The organism is Mesorhizobium sp. P3_A8 (assembly GCF_056402995.1).
In genome coordinates this window covers 123,669-142,468 of sequence record NZ_JBFUGI010000005.1, presented here as the reverse complement: position 1 = coordinate 142,468, position 18,800 = coordinate 123,669, and the positions used below count along the sequence as shown (strand labels likewise).

The window sequence follows — 18,800 nt, the reverse complement described above, 5'->3', positions numbered from 1 at the left end:
CGAAAACCGGTTCCCACTTTTCGGGATCATGGTTTAGGCAAATCTGTTGCGTCGTCCAACGAGCAGGGCCGCGGCGACGAAGACGATGGAAACGGCAAGCAGGATGGTGGAGATGGCGTTGACTTCCGGCGTCACGCCAAGCCGCATCATGCCGTAGATGTAGACTGGCAAAGTGGTCGATCCCGCGCTCGACACCATCATCGAGATCAGGAAATCATCGAGCGAGACGACGAAGGCCATGATGGCGCCGGCCGAGATCGCCGGCAGCAGCAAGGGCAGCGTGACGCGTCGGAACAGCCGCCACTCGTCGGCATAGAGATCGCGGCCGGCCTCCTCCAGCGTGCCGCCCATGTCGCGCAGCCGCGCCTGGATCGGCAGCAGCGCGAACGGGATGCAAAAGACGGTGTGGGCGATCATCAGATTGATCAGCCCATGATGCATGCCGAGACCGGAAAAGAAGATCAGCGTGGTGATCGCCACGACGATCTCCGGCACCACCAGCGGCATGGCGATCAGCGCGGTTGCGGCACTCCGCCCGAAGCGCAGCCGGCCGCGTTCCAGCGCAATGGCGCCGGCCGTCGCAATCGCTGTCGAGGCGATGGTGGCGACGATGGCGATGATGACGCTGTTGAAGGCGGCATCGCGGATCGCTTCGTTGTTGGCGACCGCCACGAACCATTTGAAACTGAAGCCGGCCCAGACGGTGACCAGCCGGCTCGAATTGAAGGCATAGATCACCAGGATCAGCAGCGGCGCGTAGAAGAACACGAAGATCAGCGCGGTGTAGGCCGACAGGCCAGGCGTATGCCGCCAGTCGAAGGGTTTGGCGCCATTCATCGCTGGTCCTCCTGCACCCGGCGCGAACGGATGACGAAGACGGTCAGCACGACGACCGTCACGACGGTCGAGAGTGCCGCGCCAAATGGCCAGTTGCGCGATGAGGTGAACTGCATCTGGATCAGGCTGCCGATGAGCAGCTTCTTGCCGCCGCCGAGCAGGTCCGGCGCCAGGAAAGAGCCCAACGCCGGCGCGAAGACCAGCGTGGCGCCAGCCAGCGCACCGGGCCTTGCCAGCGGCCAGACGATGCGGCGGAAGACGGCGGCGCGGCTGGCGTAAAGATCGTGAGCGGCCTCAATCAGCCGGGGGTCGATGCGCTCCAGCGTCGAATAGATCGGCAGCACCATGAAGGGCAGGAAGGTGTAGACGAGGCCGAGCAGGATCGAGCCGTCATTGTAGAGCAACGGCAGCGGATCGGAGATGATGCCGGCATGGCGCAGCGCGCCGTTCGCCAGCCCTTCGTCGCGGAGGATCAGGATCCAGCAATAGGTGCGGATCAGCGTGTTGATCCAGAACGGCAGCGTGACGGCGAACAGAAGGATGCGCCGGCGCTCCGGCGTCTGGCAGACGATGTACCAGGCCACGGGAAGGCCAAGCACGAGGCAGATGATTGTGGTGGCGATGGCGAGATAGATCGAGCGCAGGATGATCAGCGCATAGCTCGGCGAAAACACCAGGCTGTCGTCGAAATCGCGCTGGTAGAGGAATTGCAGATAGGCATCGAAGGTCGCCGGCGCGGTGACGCCGCCATAGGGGTTGGCGGTCATGAAGGAATAGGCGACCGCCAGGAACAGCGGCAGCACCATGAAGACGCCGATGACCAGCATGGCTGGCGCAATCAGGAGCCAGGTGCGGTTCGGACCCATCTCAGTTCGCCAACTCGCGTTCGACGGCACGGGCCCAGTCGACGACGACCTTGTCGCCGGTCGCGAACGACGCACCGCCGCGCGAACGCGAATGCAGTTTTGCCCCCTCCTCCAGCACGACTTCATAGAGCGTGTCGGAGCCGAGGAAGGTGATGGCGGAGACCGCGCCCGTGGCGTGGCCCTTGGTGCCATCCGATACCGGCGACACCACGATGTGTTCGGGGCGCACGACGATGGTTTTCGCCGGATCCCGGCCAAGGGCTGCACCAGGCAAAAGGTTGGACTCGCCGATGAAGTCGGCGACGAAGCGGTCCTGCGGATTGTCGTAGATGTCCCTTGGCGTGCCGACCTGCAGCACGTCGCCGCTGCGCATCACCGCGATCCGGTCGGACATGGCCAGCGCCTCCTCCTGGTCGTGAGTGACCAGCACGAAGGTGATGCCGGTCTCGCGCTGCAGCCGCTTCAATTCGCTCTGCATGCCCTTGCGCAGTTTGAGGTCGAGCGCCGACAGCGGCTCGTCGAGCAAAAGCACGCTCGGCTTGGGCGCAAGCGCGCGCGCCACCGCGACACGCTGCTGCTGGCCGCCCGACAATTGTGCGGGGCGCCGCGTGGCAAAGCCTTCGAGCCGCACCATTTCCAACGCTTCCCGGACGCGCTCGTCGATCAGCGCTTTCGGCGCGTTCTGCATTTCCAGCCCGAACGCGACATTTTCGGCGACGCTCATATGCGGGAACAGCGCGTAGCTCTGGAACACCGTGTTGACCGGCCGCTTCTGCGGCGGCAGGGCGGCGACATCCTTGCCGGCGATGCGGATGGCGCCCGAGCTCGGTGCCTCGAAGCCGGCAATCAGGCGCAGCAGGGTTGTCTTGCCACAGCCCGACGGGCCGAGCAGCGTGAAGAACTCATTGTCGTAGATTTCGAGGCTGACTTCCTTCAGCGCATGCACCGGATCGGCATCCCGGGTCACGAAGGACTTTGACACGCTGTGGATGTCGATCATGACCGGCACATTCCTGGACTGCAGGGAGATGGCCAGAAGGCCATCACGGCCGTCTGGCGCCGCACCTAAAAATTCGCTCCAAAATTATATTTGTCAACAAATAATATATTGTTTTCGCATTTCGACACGCGAATGTGTGGCGTTCAAAGAACCTTGCCGGTTTCCAGGTCGAGCAGGTGCATGTGGCCCATGCCGAGTGACAGCGTCGCCATCTCGCCGGGCCTCGGTGTCGCGGCCGGATCGATGCGCGCGGTTGCCTCGGCACCGGCGACCAACACATGCAGCAGCGTCTCCATGCCCATCGGCTCGACCACCTCGACCGGCACTTTGATGTCGACGGTATCGGGCCGCTCGCGCTGCTCGGTGATGTGCTCGGGACGCAGGCCGAATTCGAGCTCGCGCCCGACATGGCCAGCATAGCGCGCGGTGCGGGAAGCAGGCACAGTGAGTGCGGTGCCATCGCCAAGCACGACCGCCAAGCGGTCGCCGCGCGCTTCCAGCCAGCACTTGAAGAAATTCATGCCCGGGCTGCCGATGAAACCGGCGACGAAACGGCTGGCCGGCTCATGGTAGAGGTCGTTGGGCGGGCCGATCTGTTCGATCCGGCCCTTGTTCATCACCACGACGCGGTCGGCCAGTGTCATCGCCTCGACCTGGTCGTGGGTGACGTAGACCGTGGTGGTTGCGACCATCTGGTGCAGCTTCTTGATCTCGGCGCGCATCTTCACCCTCAGCTTGGCGTCGAGGTTGGAAAGCGGCTCGTCGAACAGGAACACTTTCGGCTGGCGCACCATGGCGCGGCCCATGGCGACGCGCTGGCGCTGGCCGCCGGACAGTTGGTGCGGCTTGCGCTGCAGCAATTCGCTGAGGTCGAGTATGTCGGCGACACGGGCGATGCGTTGCGTTACCTCGGCGTCCGGCACCTTGCGGATGCGCAGGCCGAAGGCCATGTTCTGCGCCACCGTCATCTGCGGGTAGAGCGCATAGCTCTGGAAAACCATGGCGATGTCGCGGTCCCTGGCCTGGACGTCGTTGACCAGCCTGCCGCCAATATGGATCTCGCCGCCGCTCGGGCGGTCCAGTCCGGCCACCATGCGCAGCGTCGTCGACTTGCCGCAGCCGGAGGGGCCGACAAGGACGACGAATTCGCCTTCGGCGATTTCGAGATCGATGTCGTGCACGACCTTCAGGTTCTGAAAACTCTTGGAAATCTTGCGCAGTTCGACATCGGCCATGGCGCTATTCCTTTGCCGCGGGCGCGAACATGTCGAGCGCCAGTGCCGCGGTGCCGATCACACCGGCATCGTTGCCATGCTCGGCCGCCACGATCACCGGCGGGCGGCCAGGTTTGAGCAGCACGAAATCCCTGACATTCCTGGCAATGCGGTCGATGAAGAAGGGACCGGCCAGCGACAGCCCACCGCCGATGATTGCCGCCTCGATGTTGAGCATGTTCGACATGATGCCGATCATCTGGCCGAGCCAACGCGCCACCTCGTCGACGACCTGCAGCGCAATCGGATCGCCTCCCTTGGCCAAATCCACGACGGTCTCGGCGTCTTTGGCATCCGTGTCCGGCTTGAGTTGGCGATAGCGGTTGACCAGCGCACGCGCACTGGCCAGGTTCTCGACCATGCCCGGCACCGGATCGGCAATGTCGGTGCGGGCCGGGTCGAGCGAGATGCAGCCAAATTGCGGCGGCAGCCCGTCCGGACCGTCGATCACCTTGCGGTCGATGACCATGGACCCGCCAATGCCGGTGCCGAGCGTCAGCAGCGCAAAGCGCGAGTACGGGCGCCCGGCGCCATGGCGCATTTCGCCATGGGTGGCGCTGACGGCATCGTTGCGGACAACGGCCGGCACGCCGAAGCGGATGGCGAACAGTTTTGACAGCGATCCCTTGAGCAGCGCCGGGATCGCCGGGCAGCGGCCATTGAGCATGCCGGTCTCGGGGTTGGGCGTGCCGGGCACGCCGATGCCGATCGCGGCGATGTCGGGAAACGCCCGCCTCAACTCATCGGTGGCGTTGGTGACCAGATGGACGAAATCCGAAAATTCGATGTCGCGATGCACCGGCACGGCACCGCGCGCCAGCACCTTGCCCGAACTGTCGACAACACCGAGCTTGACCAGGCTGCCGCCAATGTCGATTCCAACAGCGGTTACCATCAGGCCTCCTTGCGGATGCGCACGTTGAGCCGCCGTCCGAGGTTGGGGTAGATCATCTTGTCGGGATCGATGCCGCGCGCGATCGCCAGTTCGCAGCCATACCATTGCAGCGGCATCGGCGCCCAGCAGCCGGCGAGCCATTGCTGCTCCGGCGCTGTCGGCCAGCTGACATCGAGGTCGAAGCGGGTCGGGTGGCCGGAGAGGTTGAGAACAACTGTGCGCGGCCCGAGCTCGGCCAGCGCCTCGCCAAGATTGGCGGCGACCTTCGCCTCGGTCTCGGTCTGCGCGATCGCGATCACCAGGCTCTTGTCGGTCGTGCCGTAGACATGGCCGTGCAGGGCCTCTTCGGTGTCGAAGGCTGATGTCGGCACGCCGCTGATCTCGGCGATCTTCAGCGACGCCTCGAGCGCGGTGCCGAGATGCGTCGCCTGTCCGGCAACCAGAATGTAGTCGGGGACGTCGAAGCGGGTGATCAGGTCCTTCGCAGCGGCCAGACCGGTTTCCGCCGTCCGCTCCAGTTGCGCGACCAGACCCGACAGATTGATCGTCTTGTCGGCGAGCTTGGCGGCGACCGCCAGCACCGAGATGACGGTGGCGGTATACCCCATGGTCTTAGGGCCGACCGTCTCGGGACCGATCGGCATGATGATGATTTCGGCGCCGGTCTCGGTGATCAGGCTTCCGGCCTCACCGGTGATGACAAGCGTCGGGAAACCGAGTTGCACCGACAGGCGCACCGCCTCGATCGTGGTGATGCTCATGCCGGACTGCGAGGCAGCCAGCACCAGCGTGCGCTGGTTCGACGCTCTGGGCGGCAGACGCAGAAAAGCCTCCGGTTCCTTGGCTATCACCGAGGCACCAGTGCCCTCCTCCAGCGCCTCGGCGCCGGCCAGCAACGCATTCATCGAAGAGCCGGTTCCGAGAAGCACGATCCGCTCCGGCGTCTGGCGCAGGCTCGCAAAACCGTCGAGCTCCGCGCCGATGGCGGCGGGGAGACCGGTGAGGGTCGCGGGCTGGCGGCGGATGTAAGTGCCTATCTGCATCTCAGTGTTCCATCAGTTCGAAATTGTCGGTCTTGTTAAAATCTGTCTGCCGGTCGTCCGGCTATTTGCTGTAGCCCTTGCTCAGGCCGCTGATGAATTGCCGCGAGAACAGGGTGAACAGCAGGACGAGCGGCACGGCGCCAAGCGTGAGTGCGGCAAGCAGGGCCGGATAGTCGTTCATGAACTGGCCGACGAATTGCTGCACGCCGAGCGTCACCGTCTGGTTCTGCCGGCTTGGCGCCAGGATCAGCGGGAACCACAGGTCGTTCCACACCGGCAGCATGGTGAGGGCTGCGACCGCGGCAAGGCCCGGCCTGACCAGCGGCAGCACGATCCAGAAGGTGCGCAACTCGCTGGCGCCATCCATGCGCGCCGCTTCCTTGAGATCGGTCGGCACGGTGCGGAAATAAGTGACCATCAACGTCACCGCGATCGGGATGCTCATGGCGGTGTAGACGAGGATGAGTGCTGCCAGCGTGTCCATCAGCCTCCAGGCGAGCATCATCTGGATGAGCGGGATGGTGCCGAGCCTTATCGGCAGCATGATGCCGAGCACGAACAGGCCGCCAAGCAGCGACGCCAGCCGCACGCGGTATTCGACCAGAGCAAAGGCGGCGAGTGTCGACAGCACCACCGTCAGCACGATGGTCGTCACGGTGACGATCAGGCTGTTGCGGTAGTTGACGATGAAATTGCCGCGCGTGAAGACGCGCTTGTAGCCTTCGAGACTGAAGGTCTTGGCCGTCGGCAGGTCGAACGGTCCGCCGAAGATCGCCGGCGTCGTCTTCAGCGAATTGATGATGACGATCAGCACCGGCCCGATGGCAAGCAGCACAAAAACGATCAGCAGCGCGTGCACGATGATGCGCTCGGCCGTCCAGGGTTCGCGGTCCTGGCGGCGGCGGGCGGCTGGTATTGTGAGGTCTGGGGCGCTCATCTCAGCTCCTAGACCGCATAGGATTTCAGGCGGCGCTGGATCAGCCAGAAATAGGCCGCGGTGACCAGCAACACAGTGAGGAAGATCACCGTCGCGACCGCGCTGCCCAGATCGAGATCGGCAAGTTGGCCGCTCGAGCCGAAGAAGGTGCGGTAGAAATAGGTGCCGAGGATATCGGTGCTGTAGTTCGGCCCGGGCGCCGAGCCGTTGAGCGCGAACACCAGGTCGAATCCGTTGAACGTCCAGATGTAGGTAAGGATGGCGATCAGCCCGAATTGCGGCGCGATCAACGGGAACTTGATCTTCCAGAAGGTCGTCCAGCCGCCGGCGCCGTCGATATTGGCGGCTTCGACCAGCTCGTTGGGCACCGCCAGCAGGGCGCTGTAGAGGAAGACCATGGGGATGCCGAAATACTGCCAGACCGACATCAGCGAGATGGTGGTGAGTGCCGTCGATTCCGTGCCGAGCAGCGGAAAGCCGACAAGGCCCCAGAGCGGGTTGATGATCAGCCGCCAGACGAAACCGACGATGACCACCGACAGCGTCGCCGGAATGAACAGCAGCGTACGATAAATGCCTTCCGAGCGCGCCAGTCTGCCTGACGTGAGCAGCCCCGCCAGCAGCAGGCCCATCGGCACTTCGACAATGAGATGGATGGCGAAATACTGCATGTTGTTGAGCAGTGCGTTCCAGAAGCGGGCGCTGATCGTCGGGTGGGTGAACAGCCGCTCGTAATTGGCGAGACCGACGAAAATGTCTCCCGAGGCGCCGTTGGTCTGGAAGAAGCTCATGACGATGGAGGTCGCCAGCGGCAGCACGGCAAAGACCAGATAGACGGCCAGCGCCGGCAGCACGAACAGCAGCAGGTTTCTGTAAGCGGCAGCGGGAGATATCAAAGCAAAACCTCATCTTCACGCCGGCAGAAGTTGCCGGCGTGCCGTCAGGCTTGCGCATGCCCCGCCTCGTGGCAAGGCATGCGCGAAGCAGTGCCGGATTACTTCTTCTGCGGTCCGTACCAGGAGGCGAGCCCGGCCTGGAGTTCGGTCGCGACCTGCTGCGGTGTGACGTCGGACTTGGTGAACATCACCTGCAGCAGGCGCCAGGTCTCGTCATCAAGCGGCGGCGTGCCGGCACTCAGACGATCCAGCGCCAAACGTGGCGTCAGCTCCGCGCCCTTCTTCAGGTCAGCAAAGTCCTGCGCCAGCTTGTTCTTGTAGGTCACCGGCTTCGAGCTCATGGCAAAGAAGCCGGGGGCGGCGTTGACGTAGAGTTCCTGGAATTCTGGTCCGGCAACCCAGTCGAGGAAGGTTTTTGCCGCTTCCTTGTGCGTGCTCTTGGCGTTGATGCCGATGCCCATGTCAGGCATTTCCTGCAGATAGCGCTTATCGCCGGCCTTCGGCACCGGCGGCCCGAAGACACCGACATTGAGGCCGGTCGAGGTCGCCTGGTTGATGTCCCACGAACCGTCGGGAAGGATCGCCGCCTTGCCGAGCGTGAACAGCTGCGTCATGTCGGCATAGTTCAGGCTCTCCTGCCCGGCGGGCAGGAACGGCTTCCAGGCCGCGAAGGCGGCGATGGCATCGACGAATTCCGGATCGGTCAGCTTCTTCTTGCCGTCGATCAGGCCGAGCCGGCCCTCCTCGCCTTTCCAGTAGGCGGGGCCGATCGAATAGAGGCCGTTATAGGCGAGCTGCCAGGATTCGGCCGCGCCATAGGCGAGCGGCGTGTAGCGGCCGTCCTTCTTGATCGCCGTGAGCACATCGATGAACTCGGCGCTGGTGGTCGGCACCTTGAGGCCCAGTTCCTTGAAGATGTCGGCGTTGTAGTAGAAGCCGGCAAGCACGGCGGCGACCGGCAGACAGTAGGCCTTGTCGTCAGCGCCCGACCATGCAGCCCGCGAGGTCTTGTCGAAATTCGCCAGGCCCGGCAGGCCTTCCAGCGATTCGAAATAGCCGCGCTTGATCCATTCGCGGTTCACATCGAAGGGCCGGCAGGTGATCAGGTCGCCGCCGGCGCCGCCTTCGATCTGCGATTGGATGGCGGCGTTGTATTCATTGGTGTTGATCGGCGCGAACTCGACCTTGATGTCGGGATGCTTGGCCTCGAAGGCCGGCAGGATGGTGTCCTGCCACACCGCGATGTCCTCGGTGCGCCAGCTGTTCAAGGTGATGGTGACCGGGTCGGCAAAAGCGGCGCCGACACCGCCTGAAAATATCACGCCGAGCGTCGCCGCCAGCGGGATCGATACATTTATGGAACGCATTGTCCTGCTCTCCCTCAAGATGGTGCCTCGTGTGGATTCACGATTTTGCACTGTTGCCTCGGACCATACCTACTGATACATCTTGTGACAAGTGGTATTGTGTTGTCTTTTCTTGTCGAAGCTCGCTGCCCGGCTGGGCAGCACCAGGCCGATGGGCAAAAAATCTGGGAGGATTTGGATGATTGGCGTTGGAATTCTGGGCTCGGGCTTCATCGCCGAGACCTATGCGGACTCGCTGCTCGACGTGCGCAACGCCGAGCTCGTCGCCTGCTCGTCGCGCAGTTTCGAGCGCGCCACGGCCTTCGCGAAGAAGTGGGGTCCCAAGGTCACTGCCCACAAGGATATCGACGCGCTTTGTGCCGACCCGGCGGTCAAGCTGGTGGTCATCGCGCTGCCCAACGAAATCCATCTCGAAGCCGTCAGGATTGCAGCGGAGCATGGCAAGGCCGTCATCTGCACCAAGCCGCTGGCGCGCACCGGCAAGGAAGCGCAGGAGATCCTCGACATTGTCCAGCGCGCCGGCATCTGGCACGGCTATGCCGAATGCGCGGTGTTTTCCCCCAACATCACCAAGGCCCACCAGATGATACAGGCCGGCGGCATCGGCAATCTCCTGACCATGCGGGCGCGTGAGGCGCATTCGGGACCGCATGCGCCGCATTTCTGGAATGCAGAACTCGCCGGCGGCGGCGCCCTGCTCGACATGGGCTGCCACACCGTCGAAAGCGCGCGTCACTTCTTCGGCAAGGACAATCTCATCACCGAAGTGATGGCGTGGGGCGCGACGCTGGTGCACGGCGACAAGACAACCGGGGAAGACACGGCGATCGCGCTGCTGAAATTCGCCGGCGGCCAGCTGGCGACGATCGAATCGTCATGGATCGAGAAAGGCGGCATGCAGCTGCGTCACGAACTGGTCGGCTCGGCCGGCCGCATCGTCACCGACACGTCGGTCGGTCCGGTCTGGGGTTTTATCGAGAAACCGGTCGGCTATCTCGTCGAGAAAGCGGATGCCGAGACCGGCTGGGTCTATCCGGTGCCCGAGGAAACCCGCGCCTACGGTTTTTCGCAACAAATGCGGCATTTTGTGGAACACTTCGCGGCGGGGACGACACCGCTGGAAACGTTCGAGGATGGCGTCATTGTCAACCACATAATTGACGCCTGCTACCGTTCGATGCGAACGGGGGTATGGGAAAAGATCAGGGGTGACTGAGATGGAGGGCTCGCCACTGCAGTCGGACGGACCGGAGCCACTCTGGCGGCAAGCCGCCGATGCGATCCTGCAGGAGATCGCCAGCGGCAAGCTTGCCTCGGGCGCGCGGCTGCCGGCCGAGCGCGACCTGTTCACACGCATGTCGATCTCAAGGGTGACCTTGCGCCGTGCCCTGCAGAGCCTTGTCGAGGAGGGTGTGCTGACGCCCTCGCACGGGCGCGGCTGGTATGTCTCGGCCAAGGTGCCGAAGGAGTTTCCCAACACGCTGGAATCGTTCAGCGAGACCGCCAGGCGCCTCGGCCTGACGCCTTCCTCCGACGTGTTGCGCGCCGAACAGGCGCCGGCCTCGCTGGATGAGGCCGAGGAGCTTTCGATCGCGCCCGGTGCTGCGCTGTTTCATCTGGAGAGGATCCGCCGCCTCGACAGCGTTCCGGTCGCCGTCGACACCTCTTTCTTTGCGGCAGCGCTTGTTCCCAATCTCGGCCGCATCGACTTTCGCAACGCGTCGCTGTTCGGCCTGCTGATCGATGCCGGCGTCGACCTGGCGCGCGCCGAAACCACGATCGAAGCGCATGACGCCGATCCTGTACTGGCCCGTCATCTCGACATCGATGTCGGCAAATCCACCCTGGTCATGCGCCAGCTCATCGTCGATACCGCCGGGCGACCGCTGCTGTCCTCGACGATCCGCTACGCCGGCGACCGCTATCGCCTGCGCACGTCCTTCTCCCGCACCGGCAAGACCGCCGCCCCTCGCATTGCGCCGCCACGGGTGGATCGCGACTAGCGAGAATCCGCCGGAAAGCAGGAGCCGAGGGCGAAGAGGCCTGCCACGATCAGAACCTACTCGAAGGAATAGGTGAACCCTTCCTTGGAGGCGCCGACGGTGACTTTTGTCATCTTCTCGCCCGCGAGCGAGCGGTTGAGCACGCCGCGGCTCAGTTCCGGCAGGAGCGTGTTGGTCAGGATGGCATCGATCATCCGCCCGCCGGATTCGATCTCGGTGCAGCGGGCCTTGACCAGATCCATGACACCGTCGCCGATCACCAGTTCCGCATCGTTGGTTGCCCGCAGCCGGCGCGCGATCTTGGCGAACTGGTGCCGGGTGATCGCCTCGATCATCGAATCCGAGAGCGGATAGTACGGAATGGTCACCACCCGGCCAAGGAAGGCGGCCGGGAAGACCTTCAGCAATGGGCTGCGCAAGGCGGTATCGAGATCGTCGAGCCCGGCCCGCAGCGTGCCATTCTTGGTGCGGTCCATGATGACCTCGGAGCCGACATTCGAGGTGAGCAGGATCAGCGTGTTCTTGAAATCGATCCGGCGGCCCTCGCTGTCATCCATCATGCCCTTGTCGAAGACCTGGAAGAAGATTTCGTGCACGTCGGGATGCGCCTTCTCGACCTCGTCGAGCAGGATCACCGAATAGGGTTTTCTGCGCACCGCCTCGGTCAGGATGCCGCCCTTGCCGTAGCCGACATAGCCGGGCGGCGCGCCTTTGAGCGTCGAGACGGTGTGCGCCTCCTGGAATTCGGACATGTTGATGGAGATCAGGTTCTGCTCGCCACCATAGAGCGTTTCGGCCAGTGCCAACGCGGTTTCGGTCTTGCCGACGCCCGAGGGGCCGCAGAGCAGGAACACGCCGACCGGCTTTTCCGGCGCGCCAAGCCCGGCGCGGCTGGTCTGCACGCGTTTGGCGATCATCTCCATGGCGTGGTCCTGGCCGACGACCCGTTCCGAAAGCGTGGTGGCGAGCTTGAGCGCCTTTTCGGTCTGGCTGGACAGCATCCGCCCGGTCGGAATACCGGTCCAGTCCTGGACCACGGCGGCCACCGCATTGCGGTCGACGGATGGAAGGATCAGCGGTGTTTCGCCCTGCGCCTCGGCCAGTTCGGCCATCAGTTCGCGCAACCGTGCGAGATCGGCGGCCGGATCTGACGGCGCAGGATCGGCAACCGCCGGCACCTCGGCCTTGGCTTTGGCCGCCTTGGTCTTCGTGGTTTCAGCCGTCGCCGTTTCAGTCTTCGTCGTTTCAGCTTTGGGCGGCTCGGCCTTGGGTACCTTGGTCTTTTCTGCGTCCGCCACTGCCGTTTCGCTATCGGCCTCTTTGGACGTCGCCGCATCGAGCGGCACGCCCTCGCCGCGCAGCCGCGCGCGCAATTCGAGTATCTCGGCAACCAGCGCCTTTTCGCGCTCCCAGCGCCCCTCGGCGGCGGCCAGCGTGGTCTCGGTTTCGGCGAGCCCGGCGTCAACCCGCGCCTGGCGGTCGGTCACCTCGATGCCGATCGCGGCCTCGCGGCCGATGATGCCGCGCTCGACCTCCAGCGCCTGGCGGCGGCGCATGATGTCCTCGACCTCCGCCGGCGTGGCGTGCTGCGATATGGCGACACGGGCGCAGGCGGTGTCGAGAAGGCTCACCGCCTTATCAGGCAGTTGCCGTGCCGGGATGTAGCGATGCGACAGGCCGACCGCCGCCTCGATCGCCTCGTCGAGTATCTGCACCTTGTGGTGCTGCTCCAGGACGCCGGCCACGCCGCGCAACATCAGAACGGCCACCGCCTCCGACGGCTCGTCGATCTTGACCACCTGGAAACGGCGGGTCAGCGCCGGATCCTTCTCGATGTGCTGCTTGTATTCGGCCCAGGTCGTTGCCGCGATGGTGCGCAGTTCGCCCCGCGCCAGCGCCGGCTTCAGGAGATTGGCGGCGTCGCCGGTTCCGGCAGCACCGCCGGCGCCGATCAAGGTATGGGCTTCGTCGATGAACAGGATGACCGGCGTTTCGGACGATTGAACCTCGTCGATGACGGCCTTCAGCCGCTTTTCGAATTCGCCCTTCACGCTGGCGCCCGCCTGCATCAATCCGACGTCGAGCATGCGCACGCTGACGCCTTGCAGTGTCGGCGGCACGTCTTCCGCGGCGATACGCAAGGCAAAGCCCTCGACGACTGCGGTCTTGCCGACCCCGGCCTCGCCGGTCAGGATCGGGTTGTTCTGCCGGCGCCGCATCAGGATATCGACGATCTGCCGGATCTCCGGATCGCGGCCGACGACCGGATCGATCTTGCCGTCGCGGGCGCGCTGGGTCAGGTCGGTGGCGTATTTGGCCAGCGCCGAATCCCCGCCTGGAGCCCGCTTCGGCGCCTCCGGGGCGGAGACCGTGGCCGAGGCGCCGGCTTCGAGCGAACCCTCCACGACATCGCCGAACCGTGCGATGACCGCGTCGGCGTCGATCTTGTCGAACTCGCCGCTGATCTTCGACAGCAGGCCTTCCAGCACCGGCGTCTTCAGGCAGGCGAGCAGAATATGGGCGCTGCGGACTTCTTCGACGCCGAACTCCAGCGTGGCCAGGTTCCAGGCTTCCTGGATGGCGTGAAAGATATGGTCGGAGAATTCCTCGATCGATGTGGCGCCATAAGGCAGCTTGTCGACGGCGCGGGTCATATCGGCCGTGATCCGGCTCGCGTCAACACCCGCATCGGCGATGATCATTTGCACGTCCGAGCGGTCGGAAAGCACCAGTTGCTCGATGAAATGGACGAGTTCGACATAGGGATTACCGCGCAGTTTGGCGGTATCGGCAGCTGCCTTGAAGGCGCGGACACCGACAGGATTGAGCTTGCCGACCAGTTCCTTGCGCTTGAAAGTCTGCGATGACCGGCGCTGTTCCATCGAACGTGCTCCTGCGATCTGCCAGCCGATAAACTGCCACATAAGCCGTCACTTGACAAAGCGATGTCGCGACGCCCGGTTTAGCCGGCTCGTTTCCATTTGTGGAAAGTCCCGCACCACCGGCTGCAAACAGCCACTGACTTGGGCGCCGCTCCGCAATGCGGTTCACCTCCAGCTTCGGCAACCACACCAAGGATTCCCGCACTCTGGCGGCAGTTGCGTTTAGTCTCTGTTAATTTTTGAGCCGTCCTTGAATTGTGGTAAAGTACAACCGTGTGATAACGTCGCGTCACTTACGGTTTGAGGTCGGTCGCTGGGGGTTTGAGTGATTGATGCCGCGCTCTGGCTTAGCCCGCTCGACGGTGGAAACCCGTCAGGGGAGGACTTGCGCAACGACCCGGCTTTTCATGAGCTGGAGCGCCTGACCGAGCCCGAGGTCAAGGTCGTCCACGACGGCAACAACAAGCCCACGTCGCAAAGCACCATTCCGGTCGACTGGTCCACGGTGCTGGCAAAGGCGGCGGAATTGCGCGCGCATGGCCGGGACCTGCGCCTGCTCGTCATCGTCACGCGTGCGCTGGCCAATGAAGACGGACTGGCCGGGCTGGCGCAGGGTCTGACCCTGATCGCACAGACCTTCGATCAGCATTGGGAAACCATGCATCCGGCATTACGGCCAAACGCTTTGCCCCGCGATGCCGCCTTGCGCCGTATCAACGCGCTGCTCGACCTGCAGAATGGCCAGGACGGGTTGTTGGCGAACCTGCGGCAGATGATTTTCTTTACGCCACGTTCGATCGGGCCGATCAGCGGACGCGACCTGGAACAAAGCGCGCTCGACGACCGTGTCATGCTCCAGGAAGCCGCCTCGGGATTGAACACGGCGGAAAAGGCCGCGCTGGTCAGCGCGCACGGGCAATTGTTGAACCGGGTGCGTGCCGGATGTGCGGCACAGATCGATCAGGCCGGTGCGGAGATGGTCTCGCTCGTCGCCGACGCCCGGGCAGCGATCGCAGCCCTTGACGCGGTCGAAACCGCCCTCAACGCCCGCCTCGAAGGCGGCGGCGCTCCCATTCCGGAATTAAAGCGGTTTCTGCAGCGTTTGCTGACGACCCTCGAACGGAACGCGGCAGCGGGTGCGGTGGCGAATGGCGCGGCCAAGCCGCCCACCCCGACAGAACCGGCAACGCCTGCTCGAAACGGTCATGGAGCCGATACTATGGCAAGTGCGGCAAGCTACACGGAGACCAACACGGGACTTCCCGACCGGATTTCCTCGCGCGACGACGTGGTCAAATGCCTCGACCTGGTCGTCGCCTTCTATGACCGCACCGAACCGTCGAGCCCTATCCCGCATCTGGCGCGGCGCGTGCGCCGCATGGTGCACATGGATTTCGTTGAACTGATGGAAGATCTCGCCCCGTCTGGGCTGAAGGAATTCCGGCTCCTTGCCGGCGTTCCCGATGTCAAGAAGACGGCTCAGAAGGATGAAAGGTAACAGCACATGCCAGCCGAAAGCAAAGCGAAGGTCATCGAACGAAATCGCGCGCCGCGGGTGCAGATCGCCTACGACGTGGAAACCTACGGTAGCCCGACGACGATCGAATTGCCGTTTGTGATGGCCGTGATGGCCGACCTTTCCGGCGCTTCGCAGACCAAGGAAGCATCAAAATCGGTGCTGGACCGATCCTTCGTCGAGACCGACGCGAACCGCTTCCCCAAATTCATGGAGGCGCTCGGACCCCGCGTCAAAGCCCGGGTGAAGAACACGCTGCCACAGGCCGAAGGCCAGGAGCGCGACGAGGAACTGGCGCTCGATCTCACCTTCACCAAGATGGGTGATTTCGCCCCCGACAAGGTTGCCGAACAGGTGCCGCAACTGGCCGAGATCCTCAAGATGCGCCGCCAGCTCGAGGAGCTGCTCGGTTTCATGGATGGCCGCGTCGACGCCGAAAAACGCATCGCGCAGCTTCTGAACAACGAGCCGCTGCTCGGCAAGATCGCCAGCCAGGCGCTCGCCGACGACGACAAGGCAGGGGAATAAGCCATGGCCGAACAGCAAAAGACCGCCGCCGTCGCCGCCGAGGCCGAAGCCATAAACCTCGACGAATTCAGCGGGCTCCTCGAGAAGGACTTCAAGGTCAAGAAGGACGACAGCGAGAAGCTGCAGCAACTCGTGCGCAATCTCGCGCTCGCGGCGCAATCGCGTTCCGACACCACGACGATCTCGTCCAATGCGATCAAGTCGATCAAGTCGCTGATTGCCGGCATCGACAAGATGCTGACGACGCAGGTCAACGAGATCCTGCACGCACCGGAAGTGCGCGAGATGGAAGGCACATGGCGCGGCCTCTGGTATCTCGTCAACAACACCGAGACGGATCAGAAGCTGAAGATCCGGGTGATGAACATCTCCAAGGTGCAGCTGGCCGACACGCTCGAAGACTATGAAGGCCAGATGTGGGACCAGAGCCCGATCTTCAAGAAAGTCTATACGGACGAGTATTCGATGCTGGGCGGCGAGCCGATCGGCTGTGTGATCGGCGCCTACGAATTCTCCAATCACCCGCGCGACGTCGGCCTGTTGCGCAATATCTCCGGCATTTGCGCCTCGGCGCACACGCCGTTTATCGCGGCCGCCTCGCCGCGGCTGTTCCGCATGGACAGCTGGCAGGAATTGCCCAACCCGCAAGACCTGCAGCAGATCGTCTCCAACCCGGCCTACGCCTCGTGGCAGTCGCTGCGCGAGAGCGAGGACGCCCGCTATATCGGCCTGACCATGCCCCGCGTTCTGGCCAGGCTGCCCTATGGCACCGATACCGTTCCGGTGAAGGGCTTCACCTTCGAGGAAGAGGTGGAGGGCGATCACAACAAATATGTCTGGATGAACGCCGCCTTCCCGATGGGCGTCAACATCAACCGCAGCCACAAGCTTTTTGGCTGGGGCACGCAGATCCGCGGCGTCGAGAATGGCGGCACGGTGCTCAATTTGCCGGTGCATAGCTTCCCGACCGACGATGGCTCGATCGCGATGAAATGCCCGACCGAAGTCGCCATCGACGATCGGCGCGAGGCCGAACTGGCCAAGCTCGGCCTGATGCCGATCCTGCATCGAAAGAATACCGATCTGGCGGCCTTCATCGGCGCCCATTCGCTGCAGGACGACGAGACTCGTGCCGGCCGTCTGGTCGACCCCGACGCGCAGTCGAATGAAAGGCTGAGCGCCAATCTGCCCTATCTCTTCCCGGTCTCGCGCTTCGCGCACTACCTCAAGGCGATTGCACGCGACAAGGTCGGCTCGTTCAAGGAGCGCTCCGACATGCAGATCTGGCTGACCGAGTGGATCAACCGCTACGTGCTGGCCAATCCGGCCTTCGCAGACGACAAGGCGCGCGCCAAGCGCCCGCTTGCCGCGGCCGAAGTCCAGGTGGACAGCGTGGAAGGACGGCCGGGCTATTACAACGCCCGCTTCTATCTGCGCCCGCATTACCAGTTGGAAGGCATCAACGCCTCGCTGCGGCTGGTATCGGAACTGCCGTCCGTGAAGACCTGATTTGCAGCAACCAGACCTTGTTTTGTTTGAAAGCGGTGGAGAAAGACAATGCCAGTCAAGATTGATGGTTTTCTGAAGGTTCCCGATATCAAGGGCCCCAGCACCCGCGACGGCCACGATGACGAGATCGAAATCCATGGCGTCGACTACAAGATGGTCGCACCCTATGACCCGAATTCGCTGTCACGCCGTGGCCGCGTCTCCATGGGCATGATCAAGTTCACCAAACACTACGACAAATCCTCGCCCTATCTGAAAAAGGCTTTGTTCGAGAACAAGGCGCTCGATGAAGTGGTTTTCTCCGCACGCCGGACCATCGATGGCGAGACCAAGGACTATCTGGTCGTCACGCTCACCGACGCCTCGATCATGGAATACGACATGTCGCAGGCCGAGGATGAGGAGGACCTGATCCAGGAGGAGGTCAGCTTCGCCTACAAGAAGATCAAGTTCGTCTATGACGGCAATGATGAAGCCGAAATGGATGTCTATGTCGGCAAGTGAGGTTCGGCGGCCCGGCGCGGGCAAGCAACAGATCGCGGGCAGCCTGCGGGCGAAAAGCGAGGCGGTCCAGCCGTCGCTGTGGGATCGCCTCGTCAATGACCTGCCGGGCCTGACCTCGGAGATAGACGGGCTGCGCCATGTCCTGCTGGACGAGCTTGGCGCGGACCGTCTCGAAACCCTCGTTGCCGGCAGTGCGCGGACCATCGACGCCGATGCGGAGCTGACGCCCGACCAGAAACGGCGTCTGCATCGCCTGGCCTTTCAGGCCCAGCACCGTGTCGAGATCGAAAGCCGCGGTGTGGTGGTATCGGCCCGCGTGCTCAGGGAAGCGGTGCGGCGCGACATTGAGGCTCTGTTCAACACCGAGCGCTTCGAGGCCACGCCGCTGCTTTCCGACCTGGAAAATGAGCAGATGGCGGACAATCCACCGTCGCTTGCCGATTTTCCGGAGGTCCGTCGAAGCGTGGTCAATTACGGCGTGCCTTCCTTCTCGGGCCGGTCGTCCCGCGACTTCGACCGCGACGTGCTGGCGCGCGAAATCCGCTCGGTGCTCGCCACCTTCGAGCCTCGGCTCAAGGAAAGCGCGACGAAGGTTACCGTCACCCTGGGCGACAAGACCGTGGGCCTGAAGATCGAGATCGATGCCGTGCTGATCATGACGCCGACACCGGAACGCATGCGCCTGCGCACCACGATCAATCTCGACAACGGCTTGGCGCGGACCGAAATTAGGGACGCCTGAG

At 63.4% G+C, this 18,800-nt stretch carries 17 protein-coding genes; 7 read left to right on the top strand and 10 right to left on the bottom strand.

What is annotated here, in order from left to right; genetic code table 11:
- Positions 1 to 33: 33 nt before the first annotated feature.
- The 9 genes from AC1DX4_RS13740 to AC1DX4_RS13700 all read right to left on the bottom strand — a co-directional run bounded on the left by AC1DX4_RS13740 (position 34) and on the right by AC1DX4_RS13700 (position 9,115).
- Positions 34 to 837, bottom strand: coding sequence for an ABC transporter permease (locus tag AC1DX4_RS13740; RefSeq protein WP_477220809.1), 804 nt, complete (start codon positions 835 to 837; stop codon positions 34 to 36).
- The gene (locus AC1DX4_RS13735; protein WP_477220808.1) at positions 834 to 1,703 is read right to left on the bottom strand and encodes an ABC transporter permease; all 870 of its coding nucleotides are present in this window, start codon (positions 1,701 to 1,703) and stop codon (positions 834 to 836) included. The genes AC1DX4_RS13740 and AC1DX4_RS13735 overlap by 4 nt, the downstream gene beginning before the upstream one ends.
- Position 1,704: 1 nt before the next feature.
- Positions 1,705 to 2,703, bottom strand: coding sequence for an ABC transporter ATP-binding protein (locus AC1DX4_RS13730; RefSeq protein ID WP_477220807.1), 999 nt, complete (start codon positions 2,701 to 2,703; stop codon positions 1,705 to 1,707).
- A gap of 143 nt (positions 2,704 to 2,846) precedes the next feature.
- Positions 2,847 to 3,938 carry an ABC transporter ATP-binding protein gene (locus AC1DX4_RS13725; protein ID WP_477220806.1) on the bottom strand — a complete coding sequence of 364 codons (1,092 nt, stop codon included), beginning with the start codon at positions 3,936 to 3,938 and terminating at the stop codon, positions 2,847 to 2,849.
- 4 nt (positions 3,939 to 3,942) lie between these two features.
- Positions 3,943 to 4,872, bottom strand: a complete 930-nt coding sequence (locus AC1DX4_RS13720; protein WP_477220805.1) for an ROK family protein — start codon at positions 4,870 to 4,872, stop codon at positions 3,943 to 3,945.
- Positions 4,872 to 5,915: an SIS domain-containing protein gene (locus AC1DX4_RS13715; protein WP_477220804.1), complete on the bottom strand. Its 1,044-nt coding sequence runs from the start codon at positions 5,913 to 5,915 to the stop codon at positions 4,872 to 4,874. The genes AC1DX4_RS13720 and AC1DX4_RS13715 overlap by 1 nt, the downstream gene beginning before the upstream one ends.
- Positions 5,916 to 5,976: 61 nt before the next feature.
- Positions 5,977 to 6,852, bottom strand: coding sequence for a carbohydrate ABC transporter permease (locus tag AC1DX4_RS13710; protein WP_477220803.1), 876 nt, complete (start codon positions 6,850 to 6,852; stop codon positions 5,977 to 5,979).
- Between the two features lie 8 nt (positions 6,853 to 6,860).
- On the bottom strand, positions 6,861 to 7,748 hold the full coding sequence (locus AC1DX4_RS13705; RefSeq protein ID WP_477220802.1) for a carbohydrate ABC transporter permease: 888 nt from the start codon (positions 7,746 to 7,748) through the stop codon (positions 6,861 to 6,863).
- A gap of 98 nt (positions 7,749 to 7,846) precedes the next feature.
- The gene (locus tag AC1DX4_RS13700; protein ID WP_477220801.1) at positions 7,847 to 9,115 is read right to left on the bottom strand and encodes an ABC transporter substrate-binding protein; all 1,269 of its coding nucleotides are present in this window, start codon (positions 9,113 to 9,115) and stop codon (positions 7,847 to 7,849) included.
- A 178-nt stretch (positions 9,116 to 9,293) separates the two neighbouring features.
- Here AC1DX4_RS13700 and AC1DX4_RS13695 point away from each other — a divergent pair, with 178 nt between their 5' ends.
- Both AC1DX4_RS13695 and AC1DX4_RS13690 read left to right on the top strand, forming a co-directional pair.
- Positions 9,294 to 10,331 carry a Gfo/Idh/MocA family protein gene (locus AC1DX4_RS13695; RefSeq protein ID WP_477220800.1) on the top strand — a complete coding sequence of 346 codons (1,038 nt, stop codon included), beginning with the start codon at positions 9,294 to 9,296 and terminating at the stop codon, positions 10,329 to 10,331.
- A 1-nt stretch (position 10,332) separates the two neighbouring features.
- Positions 10,333 to 11,118, top strand: coding sequence for a GntR family transcriptional regulator (locus AC1DX4_RS13690; protein WP_477221090.1), 786 nt, complete (start codon positions 10,333 to 10,335; stop codon positions 11,116 to 11,118).
- Between the two features lie 56 nt (positions 11,119 to 11,174).
- Here AC1DX4_RS13690 and tssH read toward each other — a convergent pair whose 3' ends face one another.
- On the bottom strand, positions 11,175 to 14,000 hold the full coding sequence (tssH, locus tag AC1DX4_RS13685) for a type VI secretion system ATPase TssH (RefSeq protein ID WP_477220799.1): 2,826 nt from the start codon (positions 13,998 to 14,000) through the stop codon (positions 11,175 to 11,177).
- A 325-nt stretch (positions 14,001 to 14,325) separates the two neighbouring features.
- Between tssH and tssA the strand changes: the two genes are divergently transcribed.
- The 5 genes from tssA to tssE are packed head-to-tail and all read left to right on the top strand — an operon-like array spanning position 14,326 to position 18,799.
- The gene (tssA, locus tag AC1DX4_RS13680; protein WP_477220798.1) at positions 14,326 to 15,498 is read left to right on the top strand and encodes a type VI secretion system protein TssA; all 1,173 of its coding nucleotides are present in this window, start codon (positions 14,326 to 14,328) and stop codon (positions 15,496 to 15,498) included.
- A 6-nt stretch (positions 15,499 to 15,504) separates the two neighbouring features.
- Positions 15,505 to 16,044 (top strand): type VI secretion system contractile sheath small subunit, encoded by a 540-nt coding sequence (gene tssB / locus AC1DX4_RS13675; protein WP_023767752.1) that lies wholly within the window; start codon positions 15,505 to 15,507, stop codon positions 16,042 to 16,044.
- Positions 16,045 to 16,047: 3 nt separating this feature from the next.
- Positions 16,048 to 17,553, top strand: a complete 1,506-nt coding sequence (gene tssC / locus AC1DX4_RS13670; protein ID WP_477220797.1) for a type VI secretion system contractile sheath large subunit — start codon at positions 16,048 to 16,050, stop codon at positions 17,551 to 17,553.
- A 48-nt stretch (positions 17,554 to 17,601) separates the two neighbouring features.
- Positions 17,602 to 18,057, top strand: coding sequence for an Hcp family type VI secretion system effector (locus AC1DX4_RS13665; protein ID WP_477220796.1), 456 nt, complete (start codon positions 17,602 to 17,604; stop codon positions 18,055 to 18,057).
- Positions 18,044 to 18,799: a type VI secretion system baseplate subunit TssE gene (gene tssE, locus AC1DX4_RS13660; protein ID WP_477221089.1), complete on the top strand. Its 756-nt coding sequence runs from the start codon at positions 18,044 to 18,046 to the stop codon at positions 18,797 to 18,799. The genes AC1DX4_RS13665 and tssE overlap by 14 nt, the downstream gene beginning before the upstream one ends.
- Position 18,800 lies beyond the last annotated feature (1 nt).

Coding starts and splice junctions, on each gene's coding strand:
- AC1DX4_RS13695 (WP_477220800.1), top strand. CDS start 9,294: ATGATTGGCGTTGGAATTCTGGGCTCGGGCTTCATCGCCGAGACCTAT.
- AC1DX4_RS13720 (WP_477220805.1), bottom strand. CDS start 4,872: ATGGTAACCGCTGTTGGAATCGACATTGGCGGCAGCCTGGTCAAGCTC.
- AC1DX4_RS13740 (WP_477220809.1), bottom strand. CDS start 837: ATGAATGGCGCCAAACCCTTCGACTGGCGGCATACGCCTGGCCTGTCG.
- tssB (WP_023767752.1), top strand. CDS start 15,505: ATGCCAGCCGAAAGCAAAGCGAAGGTCATCGAACGAAATCGCGCGCCG.
- AC1DX4_RS13715 (WP_477220804.1), bottom strand. CDS start 5,915: ATGCAGATAGGCACTTACATCCGCCGCCAGCCCGCGACCCTCACCGGT.
- tssC (WP_477220797.1), top strand. CDS start 16,048: ATGGCCGAACAGCAAAAGACCGCCGCCGTCGCCGCCGAGGCCGAAGCC.
- AC1DX4_RS13665 (WP_477220796.1), top strand. CDS start 17,602: ATGCCAGTCAAGATTGATGGTTTTCTGAAGGTTCCCGATATCAAGGGC.
- AC1DX4_RS13710 (WP_477220803.1), bottom strand. CDS start 6,852: ATGAGCGCCCCAGACCTCACAATACCAGCCGCCCGCCGCCGCCAGGAC.
- AC1DX4_RS13700 (WP_477220801.1), bottom strand. CDS start 9,115: ATGCGTTCCATAAATGTATCGATCCCGCTGGCGGCGACGCTCGGCGTG.
- AC1DX4_RS13735 (WP_477220808.1), bottom strand. CDS start 1,703: ATGGGTCCGAACCGCACCTGGCTCCTGATTGCGCCAGCCATGCTGGTC.
- tssE (WP_477221089.1), top strand. CDS start 18,044: ATGTCGGCAAGTGAGGTTCGGCGGCCCGGCGCGGGCAAGCAACAGATC.
- tssH (WP_477220799.1), bottom strand. CDS start 14,000: ATGGAACAGCGCCGGTCATCGCAGACTTTCAAGCGCAAGGAACTGGTC.
- AC1DX4_RS13725 (WP_477220806.1), bottom strand. CDS start 3,938: ATGGCCGATGTCGAACTGCGCAAGATTTCCAAGAGTTTTCAGAACCTG.
- AC1DX4_RS13730 (WP_477220807.1), bottom strand. CDS start 2,703: ATGATCGACATCCACAGCGTGTCAAAGTCCTTCGTGACCCGGGATGCC.
- AC1DX4_RS13690 (WP_477221090.1), top strand. CDS start 10,333: ATGGAGGGCTCGCCACTGCAGTCGGACGGACCGGAGCCACTCTGGCGG.